The 25,283-nt window shown below is 57.7% G+C and carries 24 protein-coding genes; 18 read left to right on the top strand and 6 right to left on the bottom strand.

Annotation, left to right across the window (positions count from 1 at the left end; all coding sequences use genetic code 11):
* Nucleotides 1-114 precede the first annotated feature (114 nt).
* On the bottom strand, nucleotides 115-414 hold the full coding sequence (locus WA411_RS08355) for a YciI family protein (RefSeq protein WP_291906917.1): 300 nt from the start codon (nucleotides 412-414) through the stop codon (nucleotides 115-117).
* A gap of 131 nt (nucleotides 415-545) precedes the next feature.
* Here WA411_RS08355 and WA411_RS08350 point away from each other — a divergent pair, with 131 nt between their 5' ends.
* On the top strand, nucleotides 546-1,424 hold the full coding sequence (locus tag WA411_RS08350; RefSeq protein ID WP_291906919.1) for a PHP domain-containing protein: 879 nt from the start codon (nucleotides 546-548) through the stop codon (nucleotides 1,422-1,424).
* On the opposite strand, the gene WA411_RS08345 is transcribed toward WA411_RS08350, so the two are convergent.
* Both WA411_RS08345 and rne read right to left on the bottom strand, forming a co-directional pair.
* Nucleotides 1,421-1,963: a YecA/YgfB family protein gene (locus tag WA411_RS08345; RefSeq protein ID WP_069183270.1), complete on the bottom strand. Its 543-nt coding sequence runs from the start codon at nucleotides 1,961-1,963 to the stop codon at nucleotides 1,421-1,423. The genes WA411_RS08350 and WA411_RS08345 overlap by 4 nt on opposite strands.
* 3 nt (nucleotides 1,964-1,966) lie before the next feature.
* Nucleotides 1,967-5,110: a ribonuclease E gene (rne, locus tag WA411_RS08340; RefSeq protein WP_291906924.1), complete on the bottom strand. Its 3,144-nt coding sequence runs from the start codon at nucleotides 5,108-5,110 to the stop codon at nucleotides 1,967-1,969.
* A 595-nt stretch (nucleotides 5,111-5,705) separates the two neighbouring features.
* On the opposite strand from rne, the gene rluC reads away from it, so the two are divergent.
* From rluC to WA411_RS08325, 3 genes are read left to right on the top strand one after another with little or no spacing between them, the layout of a single operon-like run.
* On the top strand, nucleotides 5,706-6,764 hold the full coding sequence (gene rluC / locus WA411_RS08335; protein WP_228744342.1) for a 23S rRNA pseudouridine(955/2504/2580) synthase RluC: 1,059 nt from the start codon (nucleotides 5,706-5,708) through the stop codon (nucleotides 6,762-6,764).
* Nucleotides 6,761-7,408 (top strand): HAD family hydrolase, encoded by a 648-nt coding sequence (locus WA411_RS08330; protein ID WP_136631982.1) that lies wholly within the window; start codon nucleotides 6,761-6,763, stop codon nucleotides 7,406-7,408. Before rluC ends, WA411_RS08330 begins: the two co-directional genes overlap by 4 nt.
* 46 nt (nucleotides 7,409-7,454) lie before the next feature.
* Complete coding sequence (locus WA411_RS08325; RefSeq protein ID WP_291906933.1) at nucleotides 7,455-8,498, top strand: S49 family peptidase; 1,044 nt, start codon at nucleotides 7,455-7,457, stop codon at nucleotides 8,496-8,498.
* Here WA411_RS08325 and WA411_RS08320 read toward each other — a convergent pair.
* On the bottom strand, nucleotides 8,495-9,112 hold the full coding sequence (locus WA411_RS08320) for a Maf family protein (RefSeq protein WP_291906936.1): 618 nt from the start codon (nucleotides 9,110-9,112) through the stop codon (nucleotides 8,495-8,497). The two genes, WA411_RS08325 and WA411_RS08320, sit on opposite strands and share 4 nt — an antisense overlap.
* 137 nt (nucleotides 9,113-9,249) lie before the next feature.
* Here WA411_RS08320 and WA411_RS08315 point away from each other — a divergent pair, with 137 nt between their 5' ends.
* The 13 genes from WA411_RS08315 (at nucleotide 9,250) to WA411_RS08255 (ending at nucleotide 20,761) form a co-directional block, all read left to right on the top strand.
* Nucleotides 9,250-9,804, top strand: a complete 555-nt coding sequence (locus tag WA411_RS08315; RefSeq protein WP_291906938.1) for a YceD family protein — start codon at nucleotides 9,250-9,252, stop codon at nucleotides 9,802-9,804.
* A 99-nt stretch (nucleotides 9,805-9,903) separates the two neighbouring features.
* Nucleotides 9,904-10,083 carry a 50S ribosomal protein L32 gene (rpmF, locus tag WA411_RS08310; RefSeq protein ID WP_008174968.1) on the top strand — a complete coding sequence of 60 codons (180 nt, stop codon included), beginning with the start codon at nucleotides 9,904-9,906 and terminating at the stop codon, nucleotides 10,081-10,083.
* A gap of 43 nt (nucleotides 10,084-10,126) precedes the next feature.
* Nucleotides 10,127-11,128 carry a phosphate acyltransferase PlsX gene (plsX, locus tag WA411_RS08305; RefSeq protein WP_366673952.1) on the top strand — a complete coding sequence of 334 codons (1,002 nt, stop codon included), beginning with the start codon at nucleotides 10,127-10,129 and terminating at the stop codon, nucleotides 11,126-11,128.
* A gap of 112 nt (nucleotides 11,129-11,240) precedes the next feature.
* On the top strand, nucleotides 11,241-12,179 hold the full coding sequence (fabD, locus tag WA411_RS08300; protein ID WP_291906953.1) for an ACP S-malonyltransferase: 939 nt from the start codon (nucleotides 11,241-11,243) through the stop codon (nucleotides 12,177-12,179).
* Nucleotides 12,180-12,197: 18 nt separating this feature from the next.
* Nucleotides 12,198-12,941, top strand: a complete 744-nt coding sequence (fabG, locus tag WA411_RS08295; RefSeq protein ID WP_069183278.1) for a 3-oxoacyl-ACP reductase FabG — start codon at nucleotides 12,198-12,200, stop codon at nucleotides 12,939-12,941.
* Between the two features lie 134 nt (nucleotides 12,942-13,075).
* The gene (gene acpP, locus WA411_RS08290; protein WP_008174976.1) at nucleotides 13,076-13,309 is read left to right on the top strand and encodes an acyl carrier protein; all 234 of its coding nucleotides are present in this window, start codon (nucleotides 13,076-13,078) and stop codon (nucleotides 13,307-13,309) included.
* A 130-nt stretch (nucleotides 13,310-13,439) separates the two neighbouring features.
* On the top strand, nucleotides 13,440-14,687 hold the full coding sequence (gene fabF, locus WA411_RS08285) for a beta-ketoacyl-ACP synthase II (RefSeq protein WP_209396942.1): 1,248 nt from the start codon (nucleotides 13,440-13,442) through the stop codon (nucleotides 14,685-14,687).
* An 8-nt stretch (nucleotides 14,688-14,695) separates the two neighbouring features.
* Nucleotides 14,696-15,514, top strand: a complete 819-nt coding sequence (gene pabC / locus WA411_RS08280) for an aminodeoxychorismate lyase (protein WP_291906961.1) — start codon at nucleotides 14,696-14,698, stop codon at nucleotides 15,512-15,514.
* 5 nt (nucleotides 15,515-15,519) lie between these two features.
* Entirely contained in the window at nucleotides 15,520-16,584 is a 1,065-nt protein-coding gene (gene mltG, locus WA411_RS08275; protein ID WP_291906964.1) for an endolytic transglycosylase MltG, read from the top strand.
* Complete coding sequence (gene tmk, locus WA411_RS08270; protein WP_291906967.1) at nucleotides 16,581-17,213, top strand: dTMP kinase; 633 nt, start codon at nucleotides 16,581-16,583, stop codon at nucleotides 17,211-17,213. The genes mltG and tmk overlap by 4 nt, the downstream gene beginning before the upstream one ends.
* A gap of 113 nt (nucleotides 17,214-17,326) precedes the next feature.
* A complete protein-coding gene (locus tag WA411_RS08265) occupies nucleotides 17,327-18,106 on the top strand; it encodes a helix-turn-helix transcriptional regulator (RefSeq protein WP_291906970.1) in 780 nt (259 codons plus the stop codon).
* Between the two features lie 291 nt (nucleotides 18,107-18,397).
* The gene (putP, locus tag WA411_RS08260) at nucleotides 18,398-19,888 is read left to right on the top strand and encodes a sodium/proline symporter PutP (RefSeq protein WP_209396945.1); all 1,491 of its coding nucleotides are present in this window, start codon (nucleotides 18,398-18,400) and stop codon (nucleotides 19,886-19,888) included.
* A gap of 126 nt (nucleotides 19,889-20,014) precedes the next feature.
* Nucleotides 20,015-20,761, top strand: coding sequence for a sulfite exporter TauE/SafE family protein (locus tag WA411_RS08255; RefSeq protein ID WP_291906973.1), 747 nt, complete (start codon nucleotides 20,015-20,017; stop codon nucleotides 20,759-20,761).
* A gap of 90 nt (nucleotides 20,762-20,851) precedes the next feature.
* On the opposite strand, the gene WA411_RS08250 is transcribed toward WA411_RS08255, so the two are convergent.
* Nucleotides 20,852-23,446, bottom strand: a complete 2,595-nt coding sequence (locus WA411_RS08250) for a bifunctional aconitate hydratase 2/2-methylisocitrate dehydratase (protein WP_069183680.1) — start codon at nucleotides 23,444-23,446, stop codon at nucleotides 20,852-20,854.
* Between the two features lie 257 nt (nucleotides 23,447-23,703).
* Between WA411_RS08250 and WA411_RS08245 the strand changes: the two genes are divergently transcribed.
* Nucleotides 23,704-24,312, top strand: coding sequence for a tRNA-(ms[2]io[6]A)-hydroxylase (locus tag WA411_RS08245; RefSeq protein ID WP_153633563.1), 609 nt, complete (start codon nucleotides 23,704-23,706; stop codon nucleotides 24,310-24,312).
* Here WA411_RS08245 and WA411_RS08240 read toward each other — a convergent pair.
* Entirely contained in the window at nucleotides 24,304-25,188 is an 885-nt protein-coding gene (locus tag WA411_RS08240) for a LysR family transcriptional regulator (protein ID WP_136631971.1), read from the bottom strand. The two genes, WA411_RS08245 and WA411_RS08240, sit on opposite strands and share 9 nt — an antisense overlap.
* Between the last annotated feature and the right edge of the window lie 95 nt (nucleotides 25,189-25,283).

The following is a 25,283-nucleotide window of genomic DNA, read 5'->3' as shown; positions in this document are numbered from 1 at the left end:
CTGAAGTTCTGCGATTGAAATCTGAGCGTGATTAAAAGCGCAATTTTGTCACAGATGCCCCGCCGTGCAAGCGAGCCATCATTACAATAAACTCATAGAGCCCCATGGCATCGCTTACGGCAAAACAGCCTTGAAGGGCTTCACCACCACCTTCTGGTAGACGCCTGCATCCACATAAGGGTCGGCATCTGCCCACGCCTGGGCTGCTTCCAGGGAGTCGAACTCCGCGACCACCAGGCTGCCGGTAAAGCCGGCATCGCCAGGCTCTGGTGTGTCGAGCGCCGGGTGAGGACCGGCAACAAGTAACCGGCCTTCGGCTTTCAATACCTGCAGCCGCTCGATGTGAGCAGGTCGCGCGGACTGACGCAACGGCAGGCTGTTCTCGACGTCTTCACTGATAATCGCGTAGTACATTCAGCTCTCCGTAATGACACTCATAACCGGGGTGAACAGCCAGACAATCAGCGGTCGTGTCGCGCAAGGGTTGGCTGGTACACTGTAAGCCCGCGGCACGCCGCCAGTTATCTGATGATTCAGGATATTTTGTGACTATACCGCAAGACCCGCATTTGTGCATTGATCTACATTGCCACAGCACGGCTTCCGATGGCGCGCTATCACCGGCCGCGCTGGTTGAGCGGGCTGCCGGTCGCGGCGTCACCCATCTTTCCCTGACCGACCATGACACGATCGCCGGCCTTGCCGAAGCGCAAACTGCTGCACAGGTACAGGGCATCGAGCTGATCCCCGGCGTTGAACTCTCCTGCCTCTGGAAAAGCCGCACGATCCACATCGTGGGTCTGGATTTTGATCCCGCTGCCGAGGGTTTTCGGCAGGCGCTTGAGCGGCAGAACGAGAATCGCTGGGCTCGTGCGCGAATGATCGCCGAGCGCCTGGGCAAGCTTGGTATTGATGATCTGCTGGCCAGGGCATCGGAGGCCGCCGGCGGGGACGTGCCGGGACGCCCGCACTTCGCCCAGGTTCTGACAGAGGCTGGCGTGGTCAATAATACCGGCCAGGCATTCAAACGGTATCTGGGCGCCGGTAAGCCGGGTGATGTAAAGGCCTTCTGGCCGGAGCTATCGGAGGTCATTCGCTGGATTACCGAGGCGGGCGGCGTTGCGGTTCTTGCCCACCCCCGGAAATATCAGCTGACGGCAACCAAACTGAGGGAGCTGACCTCGGATTTCCGAAGGGCAGGGGGGCAAGCCATCGAGGTGTCCACCTCCGGGCAGTCCAGCGGCGACCTGGGCTTTCTGGCAGAGCTGTGCAGGAAAGAGAAGTTACTGGCGTCCCAGGGCAGTGATTTTCACTTTCCGGGTGCGCCCTGGTGTGAGCTTGGCCGCATCATGAAAATGCCAGACGGGCTTGAGCCGGTCTGGCATTCCTTCAGGCAACCCATTTTGAGGTCTGCGACGGGTTAATCCGGCGCGTGGAACAGAAGGTACAGGTCGGTCAGTGAGTCCGGAATGGCATCGGCCATTTGCCGGGACAACTTCTCACTGTTGCGAACTTTCTGGAAGTCCTCGTCGTCGAACAGTCCCGATAGGGTCAGCATAGGCACCATCAGATCGGCGGTCTCTTCCTCGCTGGATGCCTCCAGCCATTCCTCTTCATGTTCAAGGAAAGTGTCCACAAACCCGGCGCACCAGTTTTCCAGAGCGTTCATCGGGTCGCCGTCCTCGGGCTCCGGCAATTCCAGGGCCTGCCCCATATCCAGGGCATGGGCCATGTCATTTGCCAACTGGGCGGAGCAGCGCCTGAACACCTCGGGAATCCCGGTGTCCGGCAACTGATCGGCGCCAGTGGCGAGGCGGAAGATGTCTTCTGCACTCAGTTCGGCCGGGCCGACGACGCTGGCGCAGACCACCCCGTGGAAGCCGAAGAAGTCCAGGGCATCCTCCCCCCAGGGTTCCGCGAAGAGGATGTCTTCCAGCGCTTCAATGTCGGAGTTCGATAGCATCAGTTAGTTGCTCCCGGCCTTCTTGGCCTCTTCCGCAGCTTTCTGACGCTTGCGGACCTCTCTGGGGTCGTTGTAGGCGCGACCCGGTGTCACCGGCACGTCGACTGTCGGAGTCTCGGTGGGCGTGTCCTTCGCTGCAGGCTCCGGAGCAGAGGGCTTTTCGACTTTTTCAGCTTCTGCCTTTTCAGGCTCGGCCTTCTTTTCCTCGGCTTTTGCCGGTGCCGGTTGCTTCGGTTCCGGCTGGCTTTCCGGGGCCTGGATTCCGGCTGCCGCCTTCACCTCCGCAGGCTCTTTAGCTTTTCCGGGCTCTGCTGCCGCCTCTGATTTGGCTGCCGGCTCGGGTTTGGCCTTGGGCGCGGCTGCCTCTTTTGATTCAGCAGGCTGCTTTTTGGCTTCCGGTGCCTGCTCGCTTCCGGCTGCGGTCTTGGGTTCCGGCTCTGGCTTGGTGTCTGTTTGCTGAGCCTGCTCGGCAGCCTTTGCGCCAGCCTGTTGCGGCTTCGGGCGAGGTTCGGAGCTCTTTTCCGTTTTGGCGGCCCCACCCTTTTCGGCCTTTTCAGCGTTCAACTGATCAGCTTCAGGCTTTTCAACTGGCTTGCCACTGGCCTTTGCCGTCTCTTCTGACTGGGCCTGCGGTTTGCTGTCAGAGGGTGCCTTGGCTGAAGGCGTCTGCTCAGGCTTCGGCTCCTTTGTGGGCTGTTCCTGGGCTGCAGCTGGTTTCGGCGCTTCATTGGCCGCTGACGCTGTATCAGTCCGGGATTCGGACTTCTCAGACTTTGCGGGCGCCTTGTTTGAAGGCTCCATCGGTTGCTCGGCTTTTACTTCCGCCTTGCTCTCGTCCCGACCTTTTTCAGGTTGGGTGTCCTTCTGGTGCTTCTCGCTGCGGGCTGCTTTACGGTCCGCCGGTGAGGAGGCCGGTGTCTCAGCGGGCGATCCGTCACGATTACGCTGGCGACGTGGCTTGCGACGCTTTTCGTCAGAGCCGGACTTGTCAGCCGAGCCGGACTTGGTGGCGTTATCCTGCGGGCCCTGATCCTTCTGGTCCTTCTGGTCGCGGTTGTCCTTCTGGTCCCGCTGCGGCCTGTTGCGGCCACGGCCCTGGTTATCGCGACGGTTATCACGGCGATTATCAGAGCCTTTGTTGTCTCCGCCCTTGTTATCGCCTCCGCGATTGTCCGAGCCTTTGTTGTCAGCCCCCTGACGGTTCTGGTTGCCGCGGCTCTGGTCATCACTGCGGTTGCGTCCGCGCCCGCGGTTGTCGTCACCACGGCTTTGTTGGCCGCCCTGGCGCCGGTCGTTACCACTGCGGTTGCCACCGGAGCGCTGTTCGTCACCGCGGGCTACCCGGGACTTGCGACGGTCCTGCCGTCCCTGGTTTCGGCGGTCTTCGCGCTGGTTCTTGCCCTGGTCGAGAATTTCGGTCTTTTGCTCTTCTTCGCCGCTGAAGAAGGCGGAGATCTTACGACCGAGCCGGCGGAACAGGCCTTCTTCCTGATCGGCTGTTTCCTCTGCTTTCGGTGCTGCCGGAGTGGGCGCGGGCGCGCTGGGCCGGATGGCCTTCACAGCGGCCTGCTCTCGAACCGGCTTTTCAGGGGCCGGAGCCTCAAAGATTTCCTCTTCGCGCTCGCTGTATTCCTGGGCCACCTGGTGGCTGGAGATATGCTCGGGCGTGGTCTCATCCTGACGCATCCGGATGATTTCAAAGTGTGGCGTTTCCATGTGTGGTACTGGCACCACGACAACACTGACTTCCTGGCGAGCTTCAATGTCCGCCAGTTGCTTACGCTTCTCGTTCAGCAGGAAAGTGGCAACTGATACCGGCACAACGGCCCGTACTTCGCCGGTCTTGTCCTTCGAGGATTCCTCGTAGATCAGCCGCATGATGCTGAGGGCGAGGGACTCGATACCGCGAATCGTGCCCTGTCCTTCGCACCGGGGGCAGACTTCGCTGCGGGTCTCACCCAGGGAGGGGCGCAGGCGCTGACGGGACATTTCCAGCAGTCCGAAACGGGAGATCTTGCCGACCTGAACCCGGGCCCGGTCGATTTCCAGAGCCTCCCGCATCTTCTGTTCCACTTCCCGCTGGTGCTTGGCCGGCGTCATGTCGATGAAGTCGATGACAATCAGGCCACCCATGTCACGCAGTCGCAGCTGGCGGGCGATTTCCTCGGCCGCTTCCAGGTTGGTCTGGAGTGCGGTTTCCTCGATATCCTGGCCTTTGGTGGCCCGGGAGGAGTTGATGTCAATGGAAACCAGGGCCTCGGTCGGGTCAATCACGATGGAGCCGCCGGAGGGCAGTTTTACTTCCCGCTGGAACGCCGTCTCGATCTGGCCTTCAATCTGGTAGCGGCTGAACAGGGGGATTTCATCCTTGTACAGCTTGATCTTGTTTTCGAACGTGGGCATGACGGCGCGGACGAAATTCAGGACGTCCTCGTAAACCCCGTTAGCGTCAATCAGCACCTCGCCGATATCCTGGCGCAGGTAGTCGCGAACGGCGCGGATGATGACGTTGCTTTCCTGATGAATCAGGAAGGGCGCCTTGCGCTCACCAGCGGCCTGGGTGATGGCTTCCCAGAACTGCACAAGGTAGTCCAGATCCCACTGGAGTTCTTCGGTGCTGCGGCCGATACCGGCGGTGCGGACGATGATGCCCATGGACTTGGGCACCTGGACATCGTTCATGGCTTCTTTGAGTTGGGCCCGCTCATCGCCCTCAATGCGGCGTGAAATACCGCCGGCACGGGGGTTGTTGGGCATAAGCACCAGATAGCGGCCGGCGAGGGAGATGAAGGTGGTCAGGGCCGCGCCCTTGTTGCCACGCTCTTCCTTGTCCACCTGGACGATTACTTCCTGGCCTTCGGACACTACGTCCTTGATGTTGATCTTGCCTTCGATCTGGCCGGGAGATTTCTTGAAGTATTCCTTGGAAATTTCCTTGAGCGGAAGAAAACCGTGGCGCTCGGCACCGAAATCGACAAAGGCGGCTTCAAGGCTGGGCTCAACGCGGGTAATGCGGCCTTTGTAGATGTTGGCTTTTTTCTGCTCGCGGGAGCTGGATTCGATATCAAGATCAAACAGACGCTGGCCGTCAACGAGGGCGACGCGCAACTCTTCAGGATGAGTTGCATTAATGAGCATTCTTTTCATGGAAAGAAAGAGTTCCTGTCGTTTAATTTGACAGAAAACCAGAGGGGATCGCATCAGCGAAGCAGGATGTGCGTGCCGCGGGCCCTGTTACATCAAGGGCGGACCGGCGGCCAGACGAATCAGACCCTTCGGGGGTGTGATCCTGTCGGTCTGAGACCAACGCCGACGATCCGTCTGCCTGTAGGCAGGGAGAGGTCGTGTAAGGTTCGTGTCTGTTGACGCATGTTATCCGTTTTCAGGTTCACTCAGGTGCCTGGGTCTCACGTCGTATTCGTATGCTGGACGGCCCGGCCCTGGGTGGCAATGATTCTTCGCGATGTCGCCCGCGGTTTTCTGCGCGGTTTTTCTTTCTCCCGGGTACAGGATGCAGTCTTGTGAAGATCTGTCCTGGTCCTCCGGGAGCATTTCTCTCGCCGTTCCCGGTAGTGATTGGGTGCACGGCGTTCAAACTCTCGAATAGTGTCGGTATACTTCTGCCGCTCCGGCTTCTGACTTGAGTTGGTCAGGCCGTAGACAAACGGCAGAGCACGCCGGAATATAACAGTATTCATGCACCCGTTCAATCCTGTAGCTACTCCATCATCCAAGGAACTTCATGTCCCGAAAGTCAGCCAGCAAAAAGCCACCCCGGACCAGGCCCGATAAGCCGGTCAGGACAAGTGAGGTTGGCGGTGGGAATGCTGCTGCCCGAGGCGAAGTTCGTCTGGGCGTTCAGTGGGTTACCGTGGATGAGGATAACGACGGTCAGAGGGTGGATAACTTTCTTCTTGCCCAGCTGCGTGGTGTGCCCAAGAGCATTATTTATCGAATAATCCGCAAGGGCGAGGTTCGGGTGAACAAGGGGCGTGTGAAGCCGGATACCCGCGTGAATACCGGTGATCAGGTGCGCATACCGCCGATTACCCGCAAGGAAAAACCGGAGCAGGTGGCGCCAGGTTCCCGGGTTCAGGGCGTCATGGAGGCGGCCGTTGTGTTCGAGAACGACCAGATGCTGGTGGTCAACAAGCCCTCCGGTATTGCGGTTCACGGCGGCAGCGGGCTGAGCTTCGGGTTGATTGAGGTGCTTCGTTCGGCTCGTCCGTCAGCAAAATTCCTGGAGCTTGTTCATCGTCTGGATCGCGATACATCCGGCCTGGTCATGGTAGCCAAGAAGCGATCGGCACTGCGTTTCTTGCAGGATGAGCTGCGACAGAAGCGCATTCGCAAGCACTATCATGCGCTGGTTGCCGGCGACTGGCCAGCCAGTATCGACCGGGTCGATGTGCCCCTGCTGCGCTATGAAATGCCAAACGGAGAGCGCCGGGTTCGGGTTGATGACTCTGGGAAAGCGTCCCTGACGACCTTTCGCTGCCTGGAACGCTTTGCCGGCTACAGTCTGGTGGAGGCCTCGCCGATTACCGGGCGGACACACCAGATCCGGGTTCACAGTGCCTGGGCCGGTCATCCGATTGCGGGTGACGACAAGTATATGGATGATGTCAGCCTCAAAGCATTCCGCTCCATTGGCGGGCAGCGATTAATGCTGCATGCCCGCGCCCTGGAGTTCACCTTGCCGGTCACCGGTGAGTCGATGCGCCTGGAGGCGCCTTACGACGATGCATTCAACGACGTACTCAGGAAGCTTTCGGGGCGTCTTAAAGGATCCGATCAATGAACGTCAGAGTGGTTATTTTTGACTGGGACGGGACCCTGGTGGACTCGGTTGAGCACATTGCCGACAGTCTGCACCAGGCTGCGACCGAGTTGGGCTATCCGGCCCTGGAGCGAGAGGCCTACCGGGATATTATCGGCCTTGGCATGGTCGAGGCGCTGGAAAAACTCTACCCGGGCATCAGTCGTGAGGAAATGAATAATATCCGGGAAGGTTACGCGCGTTATTTCTTCAGCAAGGTGACAACACCCCAGAATGTGTTTGAAGGGATGGCCGAGGTGGTAGCAGATCTTCGTGGATCCGGGCGAAGTTGTTCCGTTGCTACTGGCAAGAGCCGGCGCGGGCTGGATTTTGCTCTGGTCTCCAGTGGCCTGGGTGACCACTTCGAAATTACCCGATGCGCCGATGAAACCCGCTCAAAACCTGATCCGGCGATGCTTGAGGAGATCCTTCGGTTCTACCGCATTGAGCCGGAAGAGGCGGTGATGATTGGTGATACCCGATATGACCTGGAAATGGCCCGGCGTATTGGCATGCCTTCCATCGGGGTTGAGTGGGGTGTCCACAAGCGGGACGTGCTGGGCGATTACTCGCCGCACGCCATTGTTGATTCGGTGCCTGACCTTCGTCGGGTGCTGGGGTTGTAGGTTGTAGACAGACCGAATTCATCGAATTTGCTGACAGGATGCGAGCATGAGTGACTGGGAATCTGACAAGCCTGCCGATTGGGGGGATAAGCCGGTAGAGCCAGAGAAGGAGGGTAAGCCGCTGTTCGGGCGTAAATCGCCGAAACTTCCGCCGGAATCCGGCCGTGACTGGAAGCTGATTGAAAAGCTGGTGATGTCGCTTCAGGCCGAGCAGCGAAGAAGTCGGCGCTGGGGCATCTTTTTCAAATTTCTGACCTTTGGTTATCTGATCGCTCTGCTGTTCATGTTCAAGTTTCCCATCGGCGACTCTCTGGAAGGTGTGGCAGGGGAGCATACTGCTCTGGTTGAAATAAATGGTCCGATCGCCGCGGACGAGCTGGCAAGCGCTGATAACATCGTTGGTTCCCTTCGAACGGCCTTCGAGGAGCCGAACTCTGTGGCCGTGATTCTGCGCATCAACAGTCCGGGCGGCAGTCCGGTTCAGGCGGGTTATGTTTACGACGAGATCAAGCGTTTGCGGGAGGAATACCCCGAGAAAAAGGTTTACGCAGTGATCTCCGATATTGGTGCCTCCGGAGCCTATTATATTGCGGCCGCCGCGGATGAAATTTACGCCAACCGTGCCAGCCTCGTTGGCTCCATTGGCGTTGTGGCTGGCGGTTTCGGGTTTACCGGGGTTATGGAAAAAATCGGTGTGGATCGCCGTCTTTATACCGCCGGCGAGAACAAGGCTTTCCTGGATCCGTTCTCTCCGGAGGAGCAAGAGGAGGTGGCGTTCTGGCAGAGCGTGCTGGAAAACACCCATCAACAGTTTATTGCAGCCGTAAAGCAGGGGCGTGGTGATCGCCTGTCAGATGACGAAAGACTGTTCAGTGGTCTGGTGTGGAGTGGCGAGCAAGCCGTTGAGCTTGGTCTGGCTGATGGGTTAGGCAGTGCTTCACACGTGGCTCGGCAGATCATCGGGCAGGAAAAGCTTGTGGACTACAGTCGTCGCAAGTCGCCATTCCAGGATATTGTCGATCAGCTTGGTGTCGCCTTTGGCGAGGGGGTCGCCAGTCAGTTGGTCGAGTCCCGTCTCGAGCTTCGTTAAGTTTTTTCGGGCTCAGGCCGGTTTTCCAGCAGGGGATTCCGGCCCCAGCGCCGAAGCATGTCGTTCAGGGCGATCAGCGGCAGTCCTACCAGGCTGTTAGGGTCCCGGCCTTCAAGCGCTTCGAACAGTGTGATGCCCAGGCCTTCCATCTTGAAGCTGCCGGCGCAGTCGTAGGGTTTTTCTTGCTGCAGGTAGGCTTCTATCTCCGCGTCAGTCAGTTCACGGAACCGGACATTGTAAGGTTCGCAGAGACTTTCGAGCTTTCCGGAGTCGGCGTCGAGCAGTGCCAGGCCTGTCAGAAACAAGACTCTGTGGCCACTGCTCTGACGCAATTGGTGCGCTGCCTGTTCATGGCCGCCGGGCTTGCTCAGCACCGAGCCGTCCGGTAGGCAAGCCACCTGGTCTGAGCCGATGATCCAGTGCCCGGGAAAGCGGTCCGCCAGTGCACGGGCCTTGTTTACGGCCAGGCGCGTGGCCAGGGATTCTCCGGATTCGTCTGGTTTTGGCGATTCGTCGATGTCTGGGCTGGCGCAGGTGAACGGAAGGCCCAGCCGTTCCAGAAGCGTTTTCCGGTAGGGTGATGAAGACGCGAGTAGAAGCGGTTTTCGGGTCATCGATAGGTCCTTTGAGTGCCTGGCCCAAGTAATTGAGATGCGGTTATCGTAAATTACACCTATCTGCACGGGAACCCCCGTGAAAAAGCAACGAAGTCTTTGACACCAGAGGGCTGCGCCCCTAAAATTGCTCGCCTATGTCAAACGCGTCCAACGCCGAGTTGCCCAAATCTGTTGATCCTTACCGGTTAGCGGAACAGAACAGCACACTGGAGGGAGAGATTCCTATCAGCGGGCTAGGCCGTTTTCGCGAAGCGGTTCTCGGGTTCTCGGAAGGTGCCGCGTGCCGGGTAAAACTGTCTTTCTTTATGGATGGTGAACGGCGTCGCGTGGTGTCGGGTGAGCTGACCGCTCCCGTGGATCTGGAATGTCAGCGGTGTATGGGTCCTATGAGTGTGACTCTGGAGTCCGGGTTCACCCTGGGGCTGGTCACCAGTGACGAGCAGGCCCAACAGCTACCGAAAGAGCTTGAGCCGTTTTTGACCGATGACTTCACCGCGGATCTCTGGTCCATGGTGGAAGACGAGTTGTTGCTGGTGTTGCCACCATTTCCGCTTCACGAACGGGATGATTGTCCTGCTCGGGAAGATCTGGAAGCATTTGAGCCTGATGGCTCCGAGGCAGAGCCGGTAAGAAAATCGGGCGAGAATCCGTTCAGTGTTCTGGCGGAACTCAAAAAGACAAAGCATTAACCGGGCGCGGTCTCCCTTGGGAAGCCGGCGCACATTTAACGAACAGACGTTACTTGTTCAGCAAGACAAAGTTTACGTTAACAGGTCAGGAGCATAATCATGGCTGTACAGCAAAACCGTAAGACCCGTTCCAAGCGTGGCATGCGCCGTTCACACGACGCCCTGAGCGCCGCTGCTCTGAGCACTGACGCGACCACCGGTGAAGTACATCGTCGTCACCACGTGTCTCCGGACGGCTTTTACCGTGGCAAGCAGGTAATCGAAGCACGCGACGAGTAATCTCGTTGCCGCTATGCATCGCCAGGAATCGGATGGCAGAACGGTGAAACCGGTCACCATCGCGATTGACGCCATGAGTGGCGACCGCGGCGCAGCCGTTGTGGTTGCCGCGTCATTGCAGGCGGTGCGTGAAAACGAAGCCTTGAGCATCGTTCTGGTGGGAATCCGGAGCGAGCTTGAGGCTTTGTTGCGTGAAGGGCATGCCAGAATCCGCATTGTCGAAGCGGCGGATGTGGTCAGAATGAACGAGCGGCCCTCCCACGCACTTCGCCACAAGAAAAATTCCTCCATGGCCATTGCGCTGGGTCTTGTCCGGGACGGCGAGGCGCAGGGCTGTGTCAGTGCCGGTAACACCGGCGCGCTGATGGCCTTTGGTCGCACCATTATCCGAATGTATCCGGGTATCGAGCGCCCGGCCATTGCCAAACTGATTCCTTCGCTTCGTGGACGTTGCCATGTTCTTGATCTTGGTGCCAACGTCGACTCCACTGCCGAAAATCTTTATCAGTACGCGCTGATGGGGTCACTGATGGCTTCTGCCATCTGCAGCCAGGCAGAGCCGCGGGTTGCACTGCTGAACGTTGGCGAAGAAGAGATCAAGGGTAATGAGCAGGTCCGTCTGGCCTCTCATATGCTGGCCCAGTGCGACAGCATTAACTACATTGGTTATGTGGAAGGCAGTGATCTGTTTCGCGATGTGGCCGATGTAGTTGTCTGCGACGGCTTCGTTGGCAACATCGCCCTGAAGACCGGGGAAGGCGTTGCAGGTCTGCTGATCGAATTGATGGAGCAGGCATTCACCCGGAACCTCTACGGCAGGCTGGTCGGCCTGCTGGCCCGGCCGATTGTTGGTCGGCTTCTGCAATTGATGGATCCTTCCCGGCACAACGGTGCCAGCCTGCTCGGCCTCCAGGGTGTGGTGATCAAGAGCCATGGAAATGCCAATGAGCGCGCCATGCTGTCGGCTATTCGTCAGGCTGTCAGGGAGGTTGAGCTGGAAGTGCCCCGCCGTATCAACGAGCGTCTCGACGATCTCATGCTTTGAGTGCCTGAGACTAAAGTCTGTCCCGGTTTGGCCACGCATTCGCGGATAATTGGCCTAACTTGTACTATTGGCTAATCTCACGTAACCACCCAATGACGATAAGATCCCGCTTATGAAATCAGCCTTTATTTTTCCAGGACAAGGGTCGCAATCGGTGGGTATGCTTTCAGCAGCCGCTGAAGCTTGGCCCATTATCGATAGAACCTTTTCCGAAGCCTCCAATGTTCTCGGCTATGACCTCTGGGATCTCTGCCAGAAGGGGCCTGCGGAGGAATTGAATAAAACCATGGTGACGCAGCCTGCGCTCCTGACTGCCAGTATTGCCCTCTGGCGGCAGTGGTTTGTTGCCGGCGGTGGTTCTCCCGATTTTCTCGCCGGTCACAGTCTGGGAGAGTACAGCGCCCTGGTGGCGGCAGAGAGCCTCGATTTTGTTGAAGCGGTCAAACTGGTTCGCCTGCGTGGTGAGCTCATGCAGGACGCTGTGCCGGCCGGAGAAGGGAAGATGGCAGCCATCCTTGGTCTTGAGGATGATGCCGTTGTGGCCGCCTGTCAGGATGCGGCACAGGGCGATGTGGTATCTGCGGTAAACTTTAATGCCCCTGGTCAGGTGGTTATTGCTGGCTCGGCAGCCGCAGTCGATCGGGCTATTGAAGCCTGCAAGCAAAAAGGCGCGAAGAAGGCCATGCCATTGCCTGTAAGCGTGCCATCCCATTGCGCACTCATGAAAGGCGCTGCTGAAGAGTTGGCCAAAGCCCTGGAAGATGTGCGTTTTAATGATGCTGTCATCCCGGTCATACAAAATGTTAACGCTGCCGCCGAGACCGAATCCGCTACACTGAAGTCCAATCTGCTCAAGCAGCTTTATTCACCGGTACTATGGACGGATTCTGTACGTACTCTTGTTGCCAATGGTGTTGAGGTCGCTGTTGAATGCGGCACCGGCAAAGTGCTGGCGGGACTTGCCAAACGCATCGACCGGACTTTGGCCGTACACGGTATCGAAGATCCGGACTCGCTGACTAAGGCGCTGGACGCCTTCGGTCAGTCCTGAAACGAAAGGGAGTTATTCATGTCTCTGGAAGGTAAAACTGCACTGGTAACCGGTGCGACCCGTGGCATTGGCCAGGCGATTGCCCGTGCGCTGGCCGAGCAGGGCGCTGAAGTTGTTGGCACCGCAACCAGCGAGGCCGGTGCCGAGTCCATCACCAAAGACCTCCAGTCGGCCGGTTTCAAAGGCTATGGCATGGTCATGAACGTTGCAGATCCTGCCAGCATTGAATCAGGCCTCAAGGCGCTGACGGAGAAGTCAGGCGCGCCTCTGATTCTGGTCAACAATGCCGGTATTACCCGCGACAACCTGCTGATGCGTTTGAAAGACGAGGACTGGGCGTCGGTTCTGGAAACCAACCTGTCCAGCGTCTACCGCACCAGCAAGGCTGTTCTGCGCGGCATGGCCAAGGCGAAATGGGGTCGGATCATTAACATCAGTTCCGTGGTTGCCGGCATGGGCAATCCGGGGCAGGGCAATTATTGCGCTGCCAAGGCCGGCGTTGAAGGATTCACCCGAAGCCTGGCCAAAGAAATGTCGAATCGGGGTATCACCGCGAATTGCGTGGCTCCGGGATTTATTGACACTGATATGACAAAAAAACTGGACGACAAGCAGCGCGAGGCTATGCTGGAAATCATACCCGCGGGTCGTCTGGGTGAGCCGGAAGAGGTGGCCGCCGTGGTCGCCTTCCTGGCATCCGATGCAGCCGGTTACGTGACGGGTGAAACCATCAACGTGAACGGCGGAATGTACATGGGATAAACCCCCTGTGGGGGGGTGTGCGCAACTCCTTGTCGCACAACATGTTTATCAGAATCCCTGCTTGTTTGCAGGTAGGGTTTAAACTAAACTGGCAGCACTTGAGTTGCTTGGTTGACACACAAAGTGAGGACATTATGAGTACAGTTGAAGAGCGCGTGAAGAAGATCGTTTGTGAACAGTTGGGCGTTAAAGAGTCCGAAGTTCAGAACTCATCTTCTTTTGTAGAGGATCTTGGCGCTGACTCACTGGACACCGTTGAGCTGGTTATGGCACTGGAAGAGGAATTCGAAACCGAGATCCCTGACGAGGAAGCCGAGAAGCTGACAAGTGTTCAGGACGCGATCGACTACATCGTCGCGCACACCTGATACTCTGCATTTAAGAAAGCCAGGCAAAAAGCCGTCCTTGTGAAACAGCGAGGGACGGCTTTTTTATTGGCTGAAAATCAGGTTCAATCTGCGTTCAGATTCATTCGGACATGATCAGGTGCAACAGGTTATGACTAAACGGCGAGTTGTCATTACAGGCATGGGCATGCTGTCTCCGGTCGGCAATAGCGTGGAGTCGTCCTGGCAAGCCATCCAGGCCGGACGTAGCGGGATTGGTATGATCGACCGCTTTGACGCATCAGCCTACAACACACGGATTGGAGGGGCCATCCGGGATCTGGATATGGAGCCCTACCTGTCCCCCAAGGATGCACGAAAACTCGACGCCTTTATCCATTACGGCCTGATTGCCGCCCAGCAGGCGGTGGACGACAGTGGCCTCGAATCTTTTGACAGGCTTGACCGCGAGCGCGTCGGTATTGCCATTGGCTCTGGCATCGGTGGTCTCGAGTACATCGAGAAAAGCGTTCTTACCATGGACAAGTCCGGTCCTCGAAAGGTTTCTCCGTTTTTCGTGCCGGCCTCTGTTATCAACATGATCTCCGGTAATGCTGCCATCCGCTTTGGCTATCGCGGTCCGAACATTGCGATTGTCACCGCCTGCACCACCGGCACCCACAACATTGGCTACGCTGCCCGTACGATTGCTTACGGTGACGCCGAAGTCATGCTGGCTGGTGGGTCTGAAATGGCGACCACGCGAACCGGCATGGCTGCCTTCTCCGCCGCCCGGGCCCTGTCCACGCGAAACGATGAGCCGGAAAAGGCCAGTCGACCGTGGGATAAAGATCGGGACGGCTTCGTACTCAGTGACGGTGCCGGCGTGGTGGTTCTTGAGGAACTTGAGCACGCGAAACAGCGGGGCGCCACGATCTACGGCGAGGTGGTCGGCTTTGGCATGAGCGATGATGCCCACCACATCACCGCGCCGCCGGAGGATGGCGAGGGCGCGGCCCGTTCCATGGCCAATGCCGTGCGTGACGCTGGCCTCGACGCCGACGAGATTGACTATATCAACGCCCACGGCACCTCCACCCAGGTCGGAGACGTCGCCGAAGTGGCTGCTGTTCGGAGAGTATTCGGCGCACATGCTGAAAAGCTGGCCATGAGCAGTACCAAATCAATGACCGGGCACCTTCTTGGCGCAGCCGGTGCTGTTGAGGCGATCTTCTCGGTACTGGCCATACGCGATGGCGTGCTGCCGCCCACCATCAATCTGGATAATCCTGATGAAGGATGCGATCTGGATCTTGTGGCCCACAAGAGTCGTCAGGCCGATGTTCGAGTGGCGCTGTCCAACTCGTTCGGATTCGGTGGTACCAACGGAACCCTGATTTTCCGTCGCTACGAAGGCTGACACTCGTCGTGTTTCGTCTTTACTGGGCAGATGAGGGCGGCCTGCCTGCCGGTGATCGTGGTCTGGCCTATGGTGACGGGCTGTTCGAAACTATCCGGATGTCCGGGCACAGGGGTGTACTTTTATCCCGCCACCTGGAGCGAATGGTTCGTGACGCCGCGCGCCTTGGAATCGAGGTTTCCCGGAAAGAACTCGCCAACGTTTGCGTCGAGGCGGCGCAACGTTTCGCTGATCGTTTCAATTCGGAGGACTGGGTTCTGAAACTGACGCTGACCCGCGGCAGTGGCGGGCGAGGGTATCGCCCGGACCCTGGCATGGAGCCTAACCTGATGGTTTCTGCCTCACCTTTGCCACCTGTGCCTGATCCAGCCGGTGTTGCGGTTGATGTCTCCAAAGTGCCGCTGACCGTTAATCCATTGCTGGCGGGGATCAAGTCTCTGAACCGGATAGAACAGGTCCTGGCGGCCTCTGATCTCGGGCCTTCTCTATTCGAGGTGATCATGGCGGACCGCGACGGCAATCTGGTCGAAGGCACCCGCACCAATCTTCTGCTTCGCCGGGGCGATTGCTGGCTGACACCGCCGGCATCAAGCCTGGCGGTTGCCGGTGTGCTCAGACAGTGGCTTCTGAAGCGTCTCAGGCAAAGAGGGGATACGGTGACAGAGCGTCCAGTCACAGTAGACGATGTGCTTGGTCCAGATTGCCAGGGACTGTTTCTGCTCAACAGCGTGCTGGGTATTGTTCCGGTTCGCACTATCGCCGGTCATGATTTGCCTGTCGATGGCGGACTTGCGACAATCTTCAATCCTCTCGAAATACTGGAATAAATCGTTTGCTCAAGAAGTTATTGCTTGCGTGCGTATGTGTCGCCGTCCTCGCCTCGGCAGGAACTGGTCTCTGGGTGTGGCAGGGTCTGCAAGGCCTGAACAAGCCGGTGATGCTCGAAGAGCCGCTGCTTTTTAACGTTCCCCAGGGCAGTTCTTTTATTGAAGTAGTTGGCCGACTTGAGTCTCAAGGACTGGTTTCAGACCGGTTGTGGCTCCGGCTCTATGGTCGGATCGAGCCTGGACAAACCAGGATCAAGGCTGGCGAGTACGAATTTGTCGACGGCATGAGCCCCAGGGACATGATCGGTGCCATGGTGTCCGGCGATACCAAACACTGGTATGTGCAGTTTATCGAGGGTTGGACATTCAAGGATATGCGAGCAGCCTTGGCCCGCGCCGAGCGGCTGGAGAAAGTGACCGGCCAGTGGACCACTGAGCAGATTATGGCGGCTGTTGGCGCCGAAGGCGAGCATCCAGAGGGGCGGTTCTTTCCCGATACCTACGCTTTCACCAGTAGCGAATCGGATCTTGATCTTCTGAAGCGTGCCTTCAACCGGATGGAAACCGTATTGGCCGAAGAGTGGGCAGCGCGGGAAGAAGGGCTCCCTTACGACACTCCCTATGAAGCTTTGATCATGGCCTCGATCGTGGAGCGCGAAACCGGAGCGCCCCATGAGCGGGATCAGGTTGCGGGCGTATTTGTTCGTCGCCTGCAGAAGGGGATGCGGCTGCAAACCGATCCCACGGTCATTTACGGCATGGGCGACAGCTATCAGGGCAGGATTGGCCGTAAGGATCTGCGTACCTATACGCCTTACAACACATACCGAATCAATGGACTACCTCCCACGCCCATAGCCCTCCCGGGGCGTGAATCCATTCACGCAGCGCTACACCCGGACAAAGGCGATGCACTTTACTTCGTCGCCCGGGGTGATGGCACCCACAAGTTCTCTCGCACACTCTCGGAGCACCAGAAGGCGGTGCGAGAGTTTCAGCTAAACCGACGTGAGGATTACCGTTCCTCGCCGGCACCACAGGATGCCGATTCTGATGAGGATGCCGGATGAAGGCGCGGGGACAGTTCATAACATTTGAGGGCACCGAGGGCGTTGGCAAGTCGACCCAGTTGACCAACGCCGCCAGCACACTGGATCAGATGGGTGTTGATTATATTGTTACCCGTGAGCCAGGAGGCACGCCCATGGCTGAGGCCATCCGCGAGCTCCTGCTGGCACCCCGGGACGAGCCGGTGAATGAAATTACCGAGCTGCTGCTGATGTTCGCGGCCAGAGCGCAGCATCTCCACACGCGGATCCTTCCAGCGCTGGAGCTAGGCCAGTGGGTCCTGTGCGACCGTTTTACCGATGCGACCTTTGCCTATCAGGGTGGTGGTCGGGGCGTTCCCGAAGAACGAATCGCCTTGCTTGAAACCCTTGTTCAGGGTGACATTCGTCCGGACCACGTTATCGTTCTGGATGCCCCCGTGGACACAGGCATGGCCCGAGCTCGCAAGCGAGGTGAACTGGATCGCTTTGAGCAGGAGGATCTGGATTTTTTCCAGCGAATAAGGGATGCCTATCTTGCCAGGGCGACGGCACAGCCCGCCAGGTATCAAGTGATTGATGCCGCTCGTTCGCTCTCAGAGGTGTCTGATCAGGTGTCGGGCCTTTTGAACCGGTGGGTCAATGGTCAATAGTTTCAAGTCCGACAAATGCTCTGGTTTTGCCGCCGTTTTTGTTCCATTCGTGCACTTTCTGTAATGTTCTGCTTTAATTGAGGAACATTCTCAGTTAAACGCTGGCAGTTTTAATGGTTAACGCGAAACTTCTGAAGCTTCCCACGGCCGCGCATCAGCACTGGCATGAGCACCACCAGATTGTCATCGGGGTGCGTGGAGAAGCCGAGTTGAGCGTTGATGGAGCAGGGGCCTATCTGGATACCTGGCGGGCTTATCTGGTGCCTACGGAGGCCCGACACGATTATCGTGGTAATGACAAGAACCATGTTCTGGTCATCAATCTGGATCCGCTTGCACCCGCCGTTAATTCTCCGGCTCACGCCGACTATGAGCGCATGATGCGGGTATTCGAAAAGCCGCGAACCTTGCAAATGGATAGTCGCCTGCACGGTCTCGTCCAGTTCGCCGCTGGCGAGTTTGATCGCGCGCCCAATCATGTAACGCTCCAGCAGCACCTGGCTTCCAGCATTCTTTATTGCATGGCTGACCGGATCACGGATGGCAAGTCCTTCACGTCAAACCGGAATGCGATCAGTCCTGATGCAATCCGCCGCTTCATCCTCAGAAATCTCCATAAGAAGATCACCGTTGAAGACATGGCTGGAGAGGTTTGCCTCAGTGTCAGCCGGTTCCATGAGGTGTTCAGGGACCTGGCAGGCATAACGCCGCACCAGTTTCTGTTACAGACGCGCCTGGATCAGGCGGCGCACCTTCTCGCAACAACGACCCTTACGGTGTCTGAAATCAGTTATCGAACCGGTTTCTCGTCGCAAAGCGCGCTGACAAATGCCTTGCGGAAATACAAGGGGACCACGCCGTCACGATTACAGGTTGGCGAGAGTGTGGCCTGATTTGGCCCCTCAGTTCATTAGTCCCGTAGGATTGTGCAAAAGAATCGTAGGATTTCGTAAGCCTGAAATCCGCACTAATACTAACTTATAGCGACTGAAGCCCGGTGCGGGGTGAGAGTCGCAAATGCCCTTTGCGCACTCAGGTTCAGGGAATTACCACAAGGAAAAATCCCTGCTTCAATTGAGATGGAATTCGGGAACAAAAGAAGAATAGTGCAGCGAGTTGGCAGAAGGTCAGCCATGTGCTTTGCGAGCGGATCTATTCCGACTCATTAAACCGGAGGAGCCCTTATGGCTATTGGTGTTTGGATCAGTCTATTTGCTTACTTTGCGCTCATGATCGCCATTGGCGTTTATGCCATGCGCAGAGCTACCTCTTCATCCGAGGACTATATGTTGGGCGGTCGAGCCCTCAGTCCGAAGGTGGCTGCGCTTTCAGCTGGCGCTTCTGATATGAGTGGCTGGTTGCTTCTGGGTCTGCCAGGGGCGCTGTTTGCTTCCGGTCTCGGATCGGCCTGGATCGGTATTGGCCTGCTCGTGGGGGCATTCTTTAACTGGACGCTGGTTGCGCCACGGCTTCGTGAGCAGACCGTTCACTACGGAAATGCCATTACCATTCCCTCGTTCCTGGCGAATCGCTTCCCGACGCAGGCACTTTCCCTCAGAACAGTATCTGCGATCGTCATTGTTATCTTTTTCGCAGTGTACACGGCGTCAGGTCTGGTTGCCGGTGGCAAGCTGTTCGAAAGCGCGTTCTCCGGGATTTTCAACTTCGGTGGCTTGAGTGATTACGCGGTTGGTATCGTCATTACCCTGGGCGTGGTTCTGGCCTATACCGTGGTAGGTGGTTTCCTGGCCGTGAGCATGACGGACTTTGTGCAGGGCTGCATCATGATGCTGGCGCTGGTGATCATGCCGGCCGTTGTGCTGTTTGGCGAAGGCGGCGGTGGTTTTGCTCAGGCGTCACAAACTTTGAATGAAGTCGATCCGACGCTGCTGTCCTGGACGGAAGGCCTGACCTTCATAGGTTGGCTGTCTGCGGTTACCTGGGGTTTGGGTTACTTTGGTCAGCCCCATATCATCGTGCGTTTTATGGCCATCCGTACCCTGAAGGATGTACCGATTGCCCGGAACATCGGCATGAGCTGGATGCTGATCTCCCTGATCGGTGCGATCTCACTGGGTGTCTTTGGTCGCGCCTACGCCATTCGCAATGGTATGGACATCCAGGATCCTGAGACCATCTTTATCATTCTGTCCGATATGCTGTTCCATCCCCTGATTACTGGCTTCCTGTATGCAGCCTTGTTGGCGGCGGTTATGAGTACAATTTCCAGTCAGCTGCTGGTGTCTTCCTCCTCGCTGACAGAAGACTTCTATCGTCTGTTCCTGCGTAAGGAAGCAACTGATAAGGAATGCGTGAATATTGGCAGGGTGTGCGTTGTCCTCGTCGGTCTGGTCGCAGCCTTCATCGCCTCCGATCCGGACTCTCAGGTTCTTGCGCTGGTTGCCAACGCATGGGCAGGCTTTGGTGCTGCATTTGGCCCGCTGATCATCCTGTCACTGATGTGGCCGCGCACCAATGGTGCAGGCGCGATTGCGGGTATGGTTGTCGGTGCAGCCACGGTCATTATCTGGATCTCCCTGGGCTGGAACGGCTCGTTCATGGGTGGCCCGGGTGTCTATGAAATTATTCCGGGCTTCATTGCGGCATTCATCGCAATCCTGGTAGTGAGCTCGGTAACCGCCGATGCCGGTGAGTACCAGCACATCGAACGGTAAAAAAAACGCGGGAAAAGCGTTGTCAGAAGTGAAAAGGGCTCCTTCGGGAGTCCTTTTTTTAGTCATAATGATTCCTGATCGAGGGGGCTACTGTCGTATCCCCCAAGCTTGGATGGAGCGCGCTGAGTGACTGTTCTGGAAATCGGGGCTTTGCTGACGATCGGCGGCATTGCCGGGTTTATTAATGTTCTCTCAGCCGGCGGTTCCATGCTGACCCTGCCCCTGTTGATGTTTCTCGGTTTGCCGCCTCAGGTCGCCAACGGCACGAACCGGGTGGCCATAACCCTGCAGAGTGTCACCGCGGTAGGCAGCTTCTACCGCATGGGGCATGGCAACCTTGTTGTCAGCCTGCACCTGGCGATTCCGGCGGTTCTGGGCTCTCTGGTGGGTGCCTGGGTCGCTACCTGGGTTTCCGATACGGTGTTCGAATGGGTGCTCGTGGCGGCCATGATTTGCGCCTCTGTCTTCATGCTGTTGCCGCAGCCCGTTCTCAATACCCGTCCACTGACACCCGAGCGCCTTGGTCCGGCTGTCTACCTGGCGATGTTCGTGGTTGGCATGTACGGCGGATTCATTCAGGTTGGTGTCGGGGTGCTTTTCCTTGTGGTGCTTTACCACATGCTCAAGATCGACCTGCGCCAGGTGAACGTGCTCAAGGTCTCGATCGTGCTGCCGTTTACCTTTGCAGCACTGGTAGTGTTCGCCCTTAACGATCAGGTGCGCTGGGGCGTGGGACTGACCCTGGCGCTGGGCAACATTACCGGTGCGTTTATCGCTACCCGGGTCAATATGAGCAAACGCGGCGCACGTTGGATCAAGGGGATTACCCTCGTTATGGTGGCTGCGATTCTGTTGAGGCTGATTATCGACTGATTGTGTGGGCGTCCCGGGTATGTAAGCAGGCATAAAAAACGCCAGCCCGAGGGCTGGCGTTTCTGTGGAGCTTGACCTGAAGGTCAGTGCTTAGGCAACGTTCGCCTCGGCAGCCTTCTTGGTGTAGTTCTCCATCTGGTCGAAGTTGAGATACTTGTAGATCTCTTTCGACATGCTGTTCAGGTCCTTGGCGTACTCCATGTATTCCGCAGGGGAGGGGAGTTTGCCCAGAACCGCACCCACAGCTGCCAGTTCCGCAGAGGTCAGGTACACGTTGGCACCATCACCGAGGCGGTTCGGGAAGTTACGGGTGGACGTGGACAGAACCGTCGACTTCGGTGCTACACGCGCCTGGTTACCCATGCACAGGGAGCAGCCCGGCATTTCGGTGCGAACACCGGCAGTGCCGTAGGTGTTGAAGTAGCCTTCTTCCATCAGCTGGGCCTGATCCATCTTGGTCGGCGGAGACATCCACAGGCGGGTGCTCAGCGGGCCTTTGTGCTGCTCAAGAAGTTTGCCGGCGGCGCGGAAGTGACCGATGTTGGTCATGCAGGAGCCGATGAAGACTTCGTCCACCTTGTCGCCAGCCACTTCGGACAGGAACTTGGCGTCGTCCGGGTCGTTCGGGCAGCATACGATCGGCTCTTTGATGTCAGCCAGGTCGATCTCGATAACGTGGGCGTACTCGGCATCTTTGTCGGCACGCATTAGCTTCGGATCGGCCAGCCACTCTTCCATCTGCTGGGCGCGACGCTCCAGGGTACGCGGATCACCGTAACCTTCGGCAATCATCCAGCGCAGCATGGTGATGTTGGAGCGCAGGTACTCGGCTACGGAGTCCTCAGACAGGTTGATGGTACAACCGGCCGCGGAGCGCTCTGCAGACGCGTCAGACAATTCGAACGCCTGTTCTACGGTCAGGTGCTCAAGACCCTCGATTTCGAGGATGCGACCAGAGAACTCATTGATCTTGCCTTTCTTCTCAACAGTCAGCATGCCCTGCTTGATGCCGTACAGCGGAATGGCGTGTACCAGGTCGCGCAGAGTGATGCCGGGCTGCATTTCGCCCTTGAAGCGAACCAGGACAGACTCCGGCATGTCCAGCGGCATAACGCCGGTGGCAGCGGCAAACGCAACCAGGCCGGAACCGGCCGGGAAGGAGATGCCCATCGGGAAACGGGTGTGGGAGTCACCACCGGTGCCGACGGTGTCCGGCAGCAGCATGCGGTTCAGCCAGGAGTGGATGATGCCGTCGCCCGGGCGCAGGGAAACACCGCCACGGGTGCGGATGAAGTCCGGCATGGTGTGCTGCATTTCCACGTCAACCGGCTTCGGGTAGGCAGCGGTGTGACAGAAGGACTGCATAACCAGATCAGCCTGGAAGCCCAGACATGCCAGATCTTTCAGCTCGTCCCGGGTCATCGGGCCGGTGGTGTCCTGGGAACCTACGGTGGTCATGTGCGGCTCGCAGTAGGTGTTCGGACGAACGCCTTTGCCTTCTTCCAGGCCACAGGCCTTACCGACCATCTTCTGGGCCAGGGTGAAGCCCTTGGTGCCGGCTTCGGGATCTTTCGGCAGGCGGAACAGGTCGGTCGCGCCCATGCCCAGTGCTGTACGAGCCTTGGCAGTCAGGCCACGGCCAATGATCAGGGGGATACGGCCGCCGGCCTGAACTTCGTCCAGGATCACATCAGACTTGAACTTGAACTCGGAGATGGTTTCACCGGCTTCGTTCAGGATCTTGCCTTCGTACGGACGGATCTCGATCACGTCGCCCATGTTCATGTTGTCAACGGGAGCCTCGAAAACCAGGGCGCCGGCATCTTCCATGGTGTTGAAGAAGATCGGAGCAACCTTGTTACCGATACAGACACCACCGGCACGCTTGTTGGGCACGCCCGGGATGTCTTCACCGAAGAACCACAGAACAGAGTTGGTGGCGGACTTACGGGAAGAACCGGTACCGACAACATCACCAACAAAGGCAACGGGCAGGCCCTTGGACTTGATTTCGTCGATCTGGCTCATGGGGCCGGTAACGCCGGGCTCTTCCGGCTTCAGGCCGTCGCGCTCCATTTTGTAGGCAGCGCGGGCGTGCAGAGGGATGTCCGGGCGGGACCAGGCATCCGGAGCCGGTGACAGATCGTCGGTGTTGGTTTCGCCAGTAACCTTGAACACCACCATCTTGGTGCTCTCGGGTACCTTCTTCTTGTTGGTGAACCACTCGCCGTTGGCCCAGGATTCAATGACTGCCTTGGCAACGGGGTTGCCTGCGTCCATCTTTTCCTTCACGTCGTTGAAGGCGTCGAACATCAGCAGGGTACGCTTGAGCTGTTCACCGGCCAGTTCGGCCAGTTCGGAGTCATCCAGAAGGTCGACCAGAGTCGCGATGTTATAGCCACCCTGCATCATGCCCAGCAGCTTGACCGCTGTCTGCTTGTCCAGCAGCGGAGAAGACGCTTCGCCTTTCACAATGGCGGTCAGGAAAGCGGCCTTCACGTAGGCGGCTTCATCCACACCTGGCGGCACACGGTTTTCCAGGAGATACACCAGGGTATCTTCCTCGCCGGCCGGCGGGTTTTTCAGCAGATCGACCAGAGCAGCGGTTTGCTCGGCGTTCAGGGGCTTGGGAGGAATACCCAGGGCTTCACGTTCAGCAACGTGTTCACGATAGGCTTCTAACACGATATGGACCCTCATCAGTTGGAATGTCCCGCGCCGTTGGCTTCATGCCTTGGCGGGCGGTTTTTGGCGGAAAGGCCGCAGGAGCCTCTGAATAATGCCTCAAATCACCGATGGGGTTTCAGGGTTTATTCAGAGACTCCTCAATCTGGCGCTGCATTCTATAGGAAACCCCTTATAAAGTTAAGTTGGACAGAGGTCGGAGGAATCTGTTAAGTGCGCTATACTCGCCCGCCGCCAATTAACCAATGTGCTTAGCCATGAACGACGCCCTGCAAGAGATTCACAACTTCCTGCCGTGCCGGACCCCGCAACAATGGATCGACAACGCCCTGGCGAATCAGGATCTGATGCTGATTGATCACGCCCACTGCGAGAAAAAGGCCGCCTCCACCGCGTTGAGCCTGATGTACCGCTATGTCGACAACACCGACCTGTTGAACAAGATGTCCCGGCTGGCCCGTGAGGAGCTGAGGCATTTCGAGCAGGTGCTGGCGATCATGAAAAAGCGGGGCGTGGAGTATTGTCACCTGACGCCGGCCCGCTACGCTGCCGGTTTGAGACAGGCAGTTCGCACCGAAGATCCCGGACGTCTGGTGGATGTGTTGATCGTGGGCGCTATTATCGAAGCGCGCTCCTGCGAACGTTTTGCTGCCCTGGCGCCATTTCTGGATGAGAAGCTGGCGGACTTCTACACCAGCCTGCTGAAATCCGAAGCCCGACATTATCAGGATTATCTGTCTTTGGCCGAGCAGGCTGCCGGTGAGCCTATCGAGGCGCGGGTGGCAGAATTTCTGGCGCTTGAGAAAGCGCTGGTCGAAGAGCCGGATACGGAGTTCCGGTTCCACAGCGGGCCGGTCTCAGCGTAGCTGCCGGCACAGCTCTATCCAGGCATCAATGCCGGCGCTGCGGTATTTCTGCTTGTGCAGGATAAAATAGAACTGGCGATCAAATCGTCGGTGTTCTGGGACCGTCAGCGGCACCAGGCTGCCCCGCTTGAACGCGTCTGCCAGCACCACTTCAGACAGGCAGCCAATGCCCAGGTCTGCCTCTACGGCGCGCTTGATGGCTTCAGTGTGTTCCAGTTCCAGCAGCACGTTCAGATCCGGCAGCAGCCCGTGCATGCCTCGCTCAAAGCTCTGACGAGTTCCTGACCCTGGCTCCCGCATGATCCAGGTGGCGCTGCGCAGGTCCTCGTCGGAGAGAGACTTCTTGCCGGCAAGAGGATGGCTCGGAGAGCAGAAAACCACCAGCTCATCACCTCGCCAGGGCAACACATCCAGTTCAGGTGACTGTAATTCGCCTTCAATCAACCCGATGTCCAACTCAAAGTCCTTGACTCGTCTGGCAATGGTGCTTGTGTTGGCCACTTCCAGAGAGACTCTGGGGTGTGTAGGGGTATTCATGTATTGGGCCATGACACCCACGGCCAGATAGTTTCCGATAGTAAGCGTGGCACCTACTTTGAGCGCACCCACTTCCGTGTGCTTGCTGAAGGCCTGTTCCAGTTCGTTCGCCTGGGCAAGGACGGCTTCCACCTTGGGGCGGTAAAGCCGCCCGAGTTCGTTTAACTGAAGCCGTTTGCCAACGCGATCGAAGAGCTGGATATCGAACTGATTCTCTAGTTCTTTAAGTGCACTACTGGCTGCTGACTGCGACATGGCCAGCGATTCGGCGGCCCGGGTAATGTTCTGGAAGTGTGCCGCTGCAAGGAAAACCTCCAGCTGTCGGAAACTGTATTTCATAACTTTTCGCTCTTAATCGGTTTACTCGAATAAGGTTATGAGAATATCCCATTTTCCCGATAGGTTAGTGCCGGGTTAGACTGAGCGCAATCCAA

The organism is Marinobacter sp. CH_CUG1437-1 (assembly GCF_037029655.1).
Taxonomy (GTDB): Bacteria; Pseudomonadota; Gammaproteobacteria; order Pseudomonadales; family Oleiphilaceae; genus Marinobacter; species Marinobacter salsuginis.
This window is presented reverse-complemented; position numbering and strand designations above follow the sequence as displayed.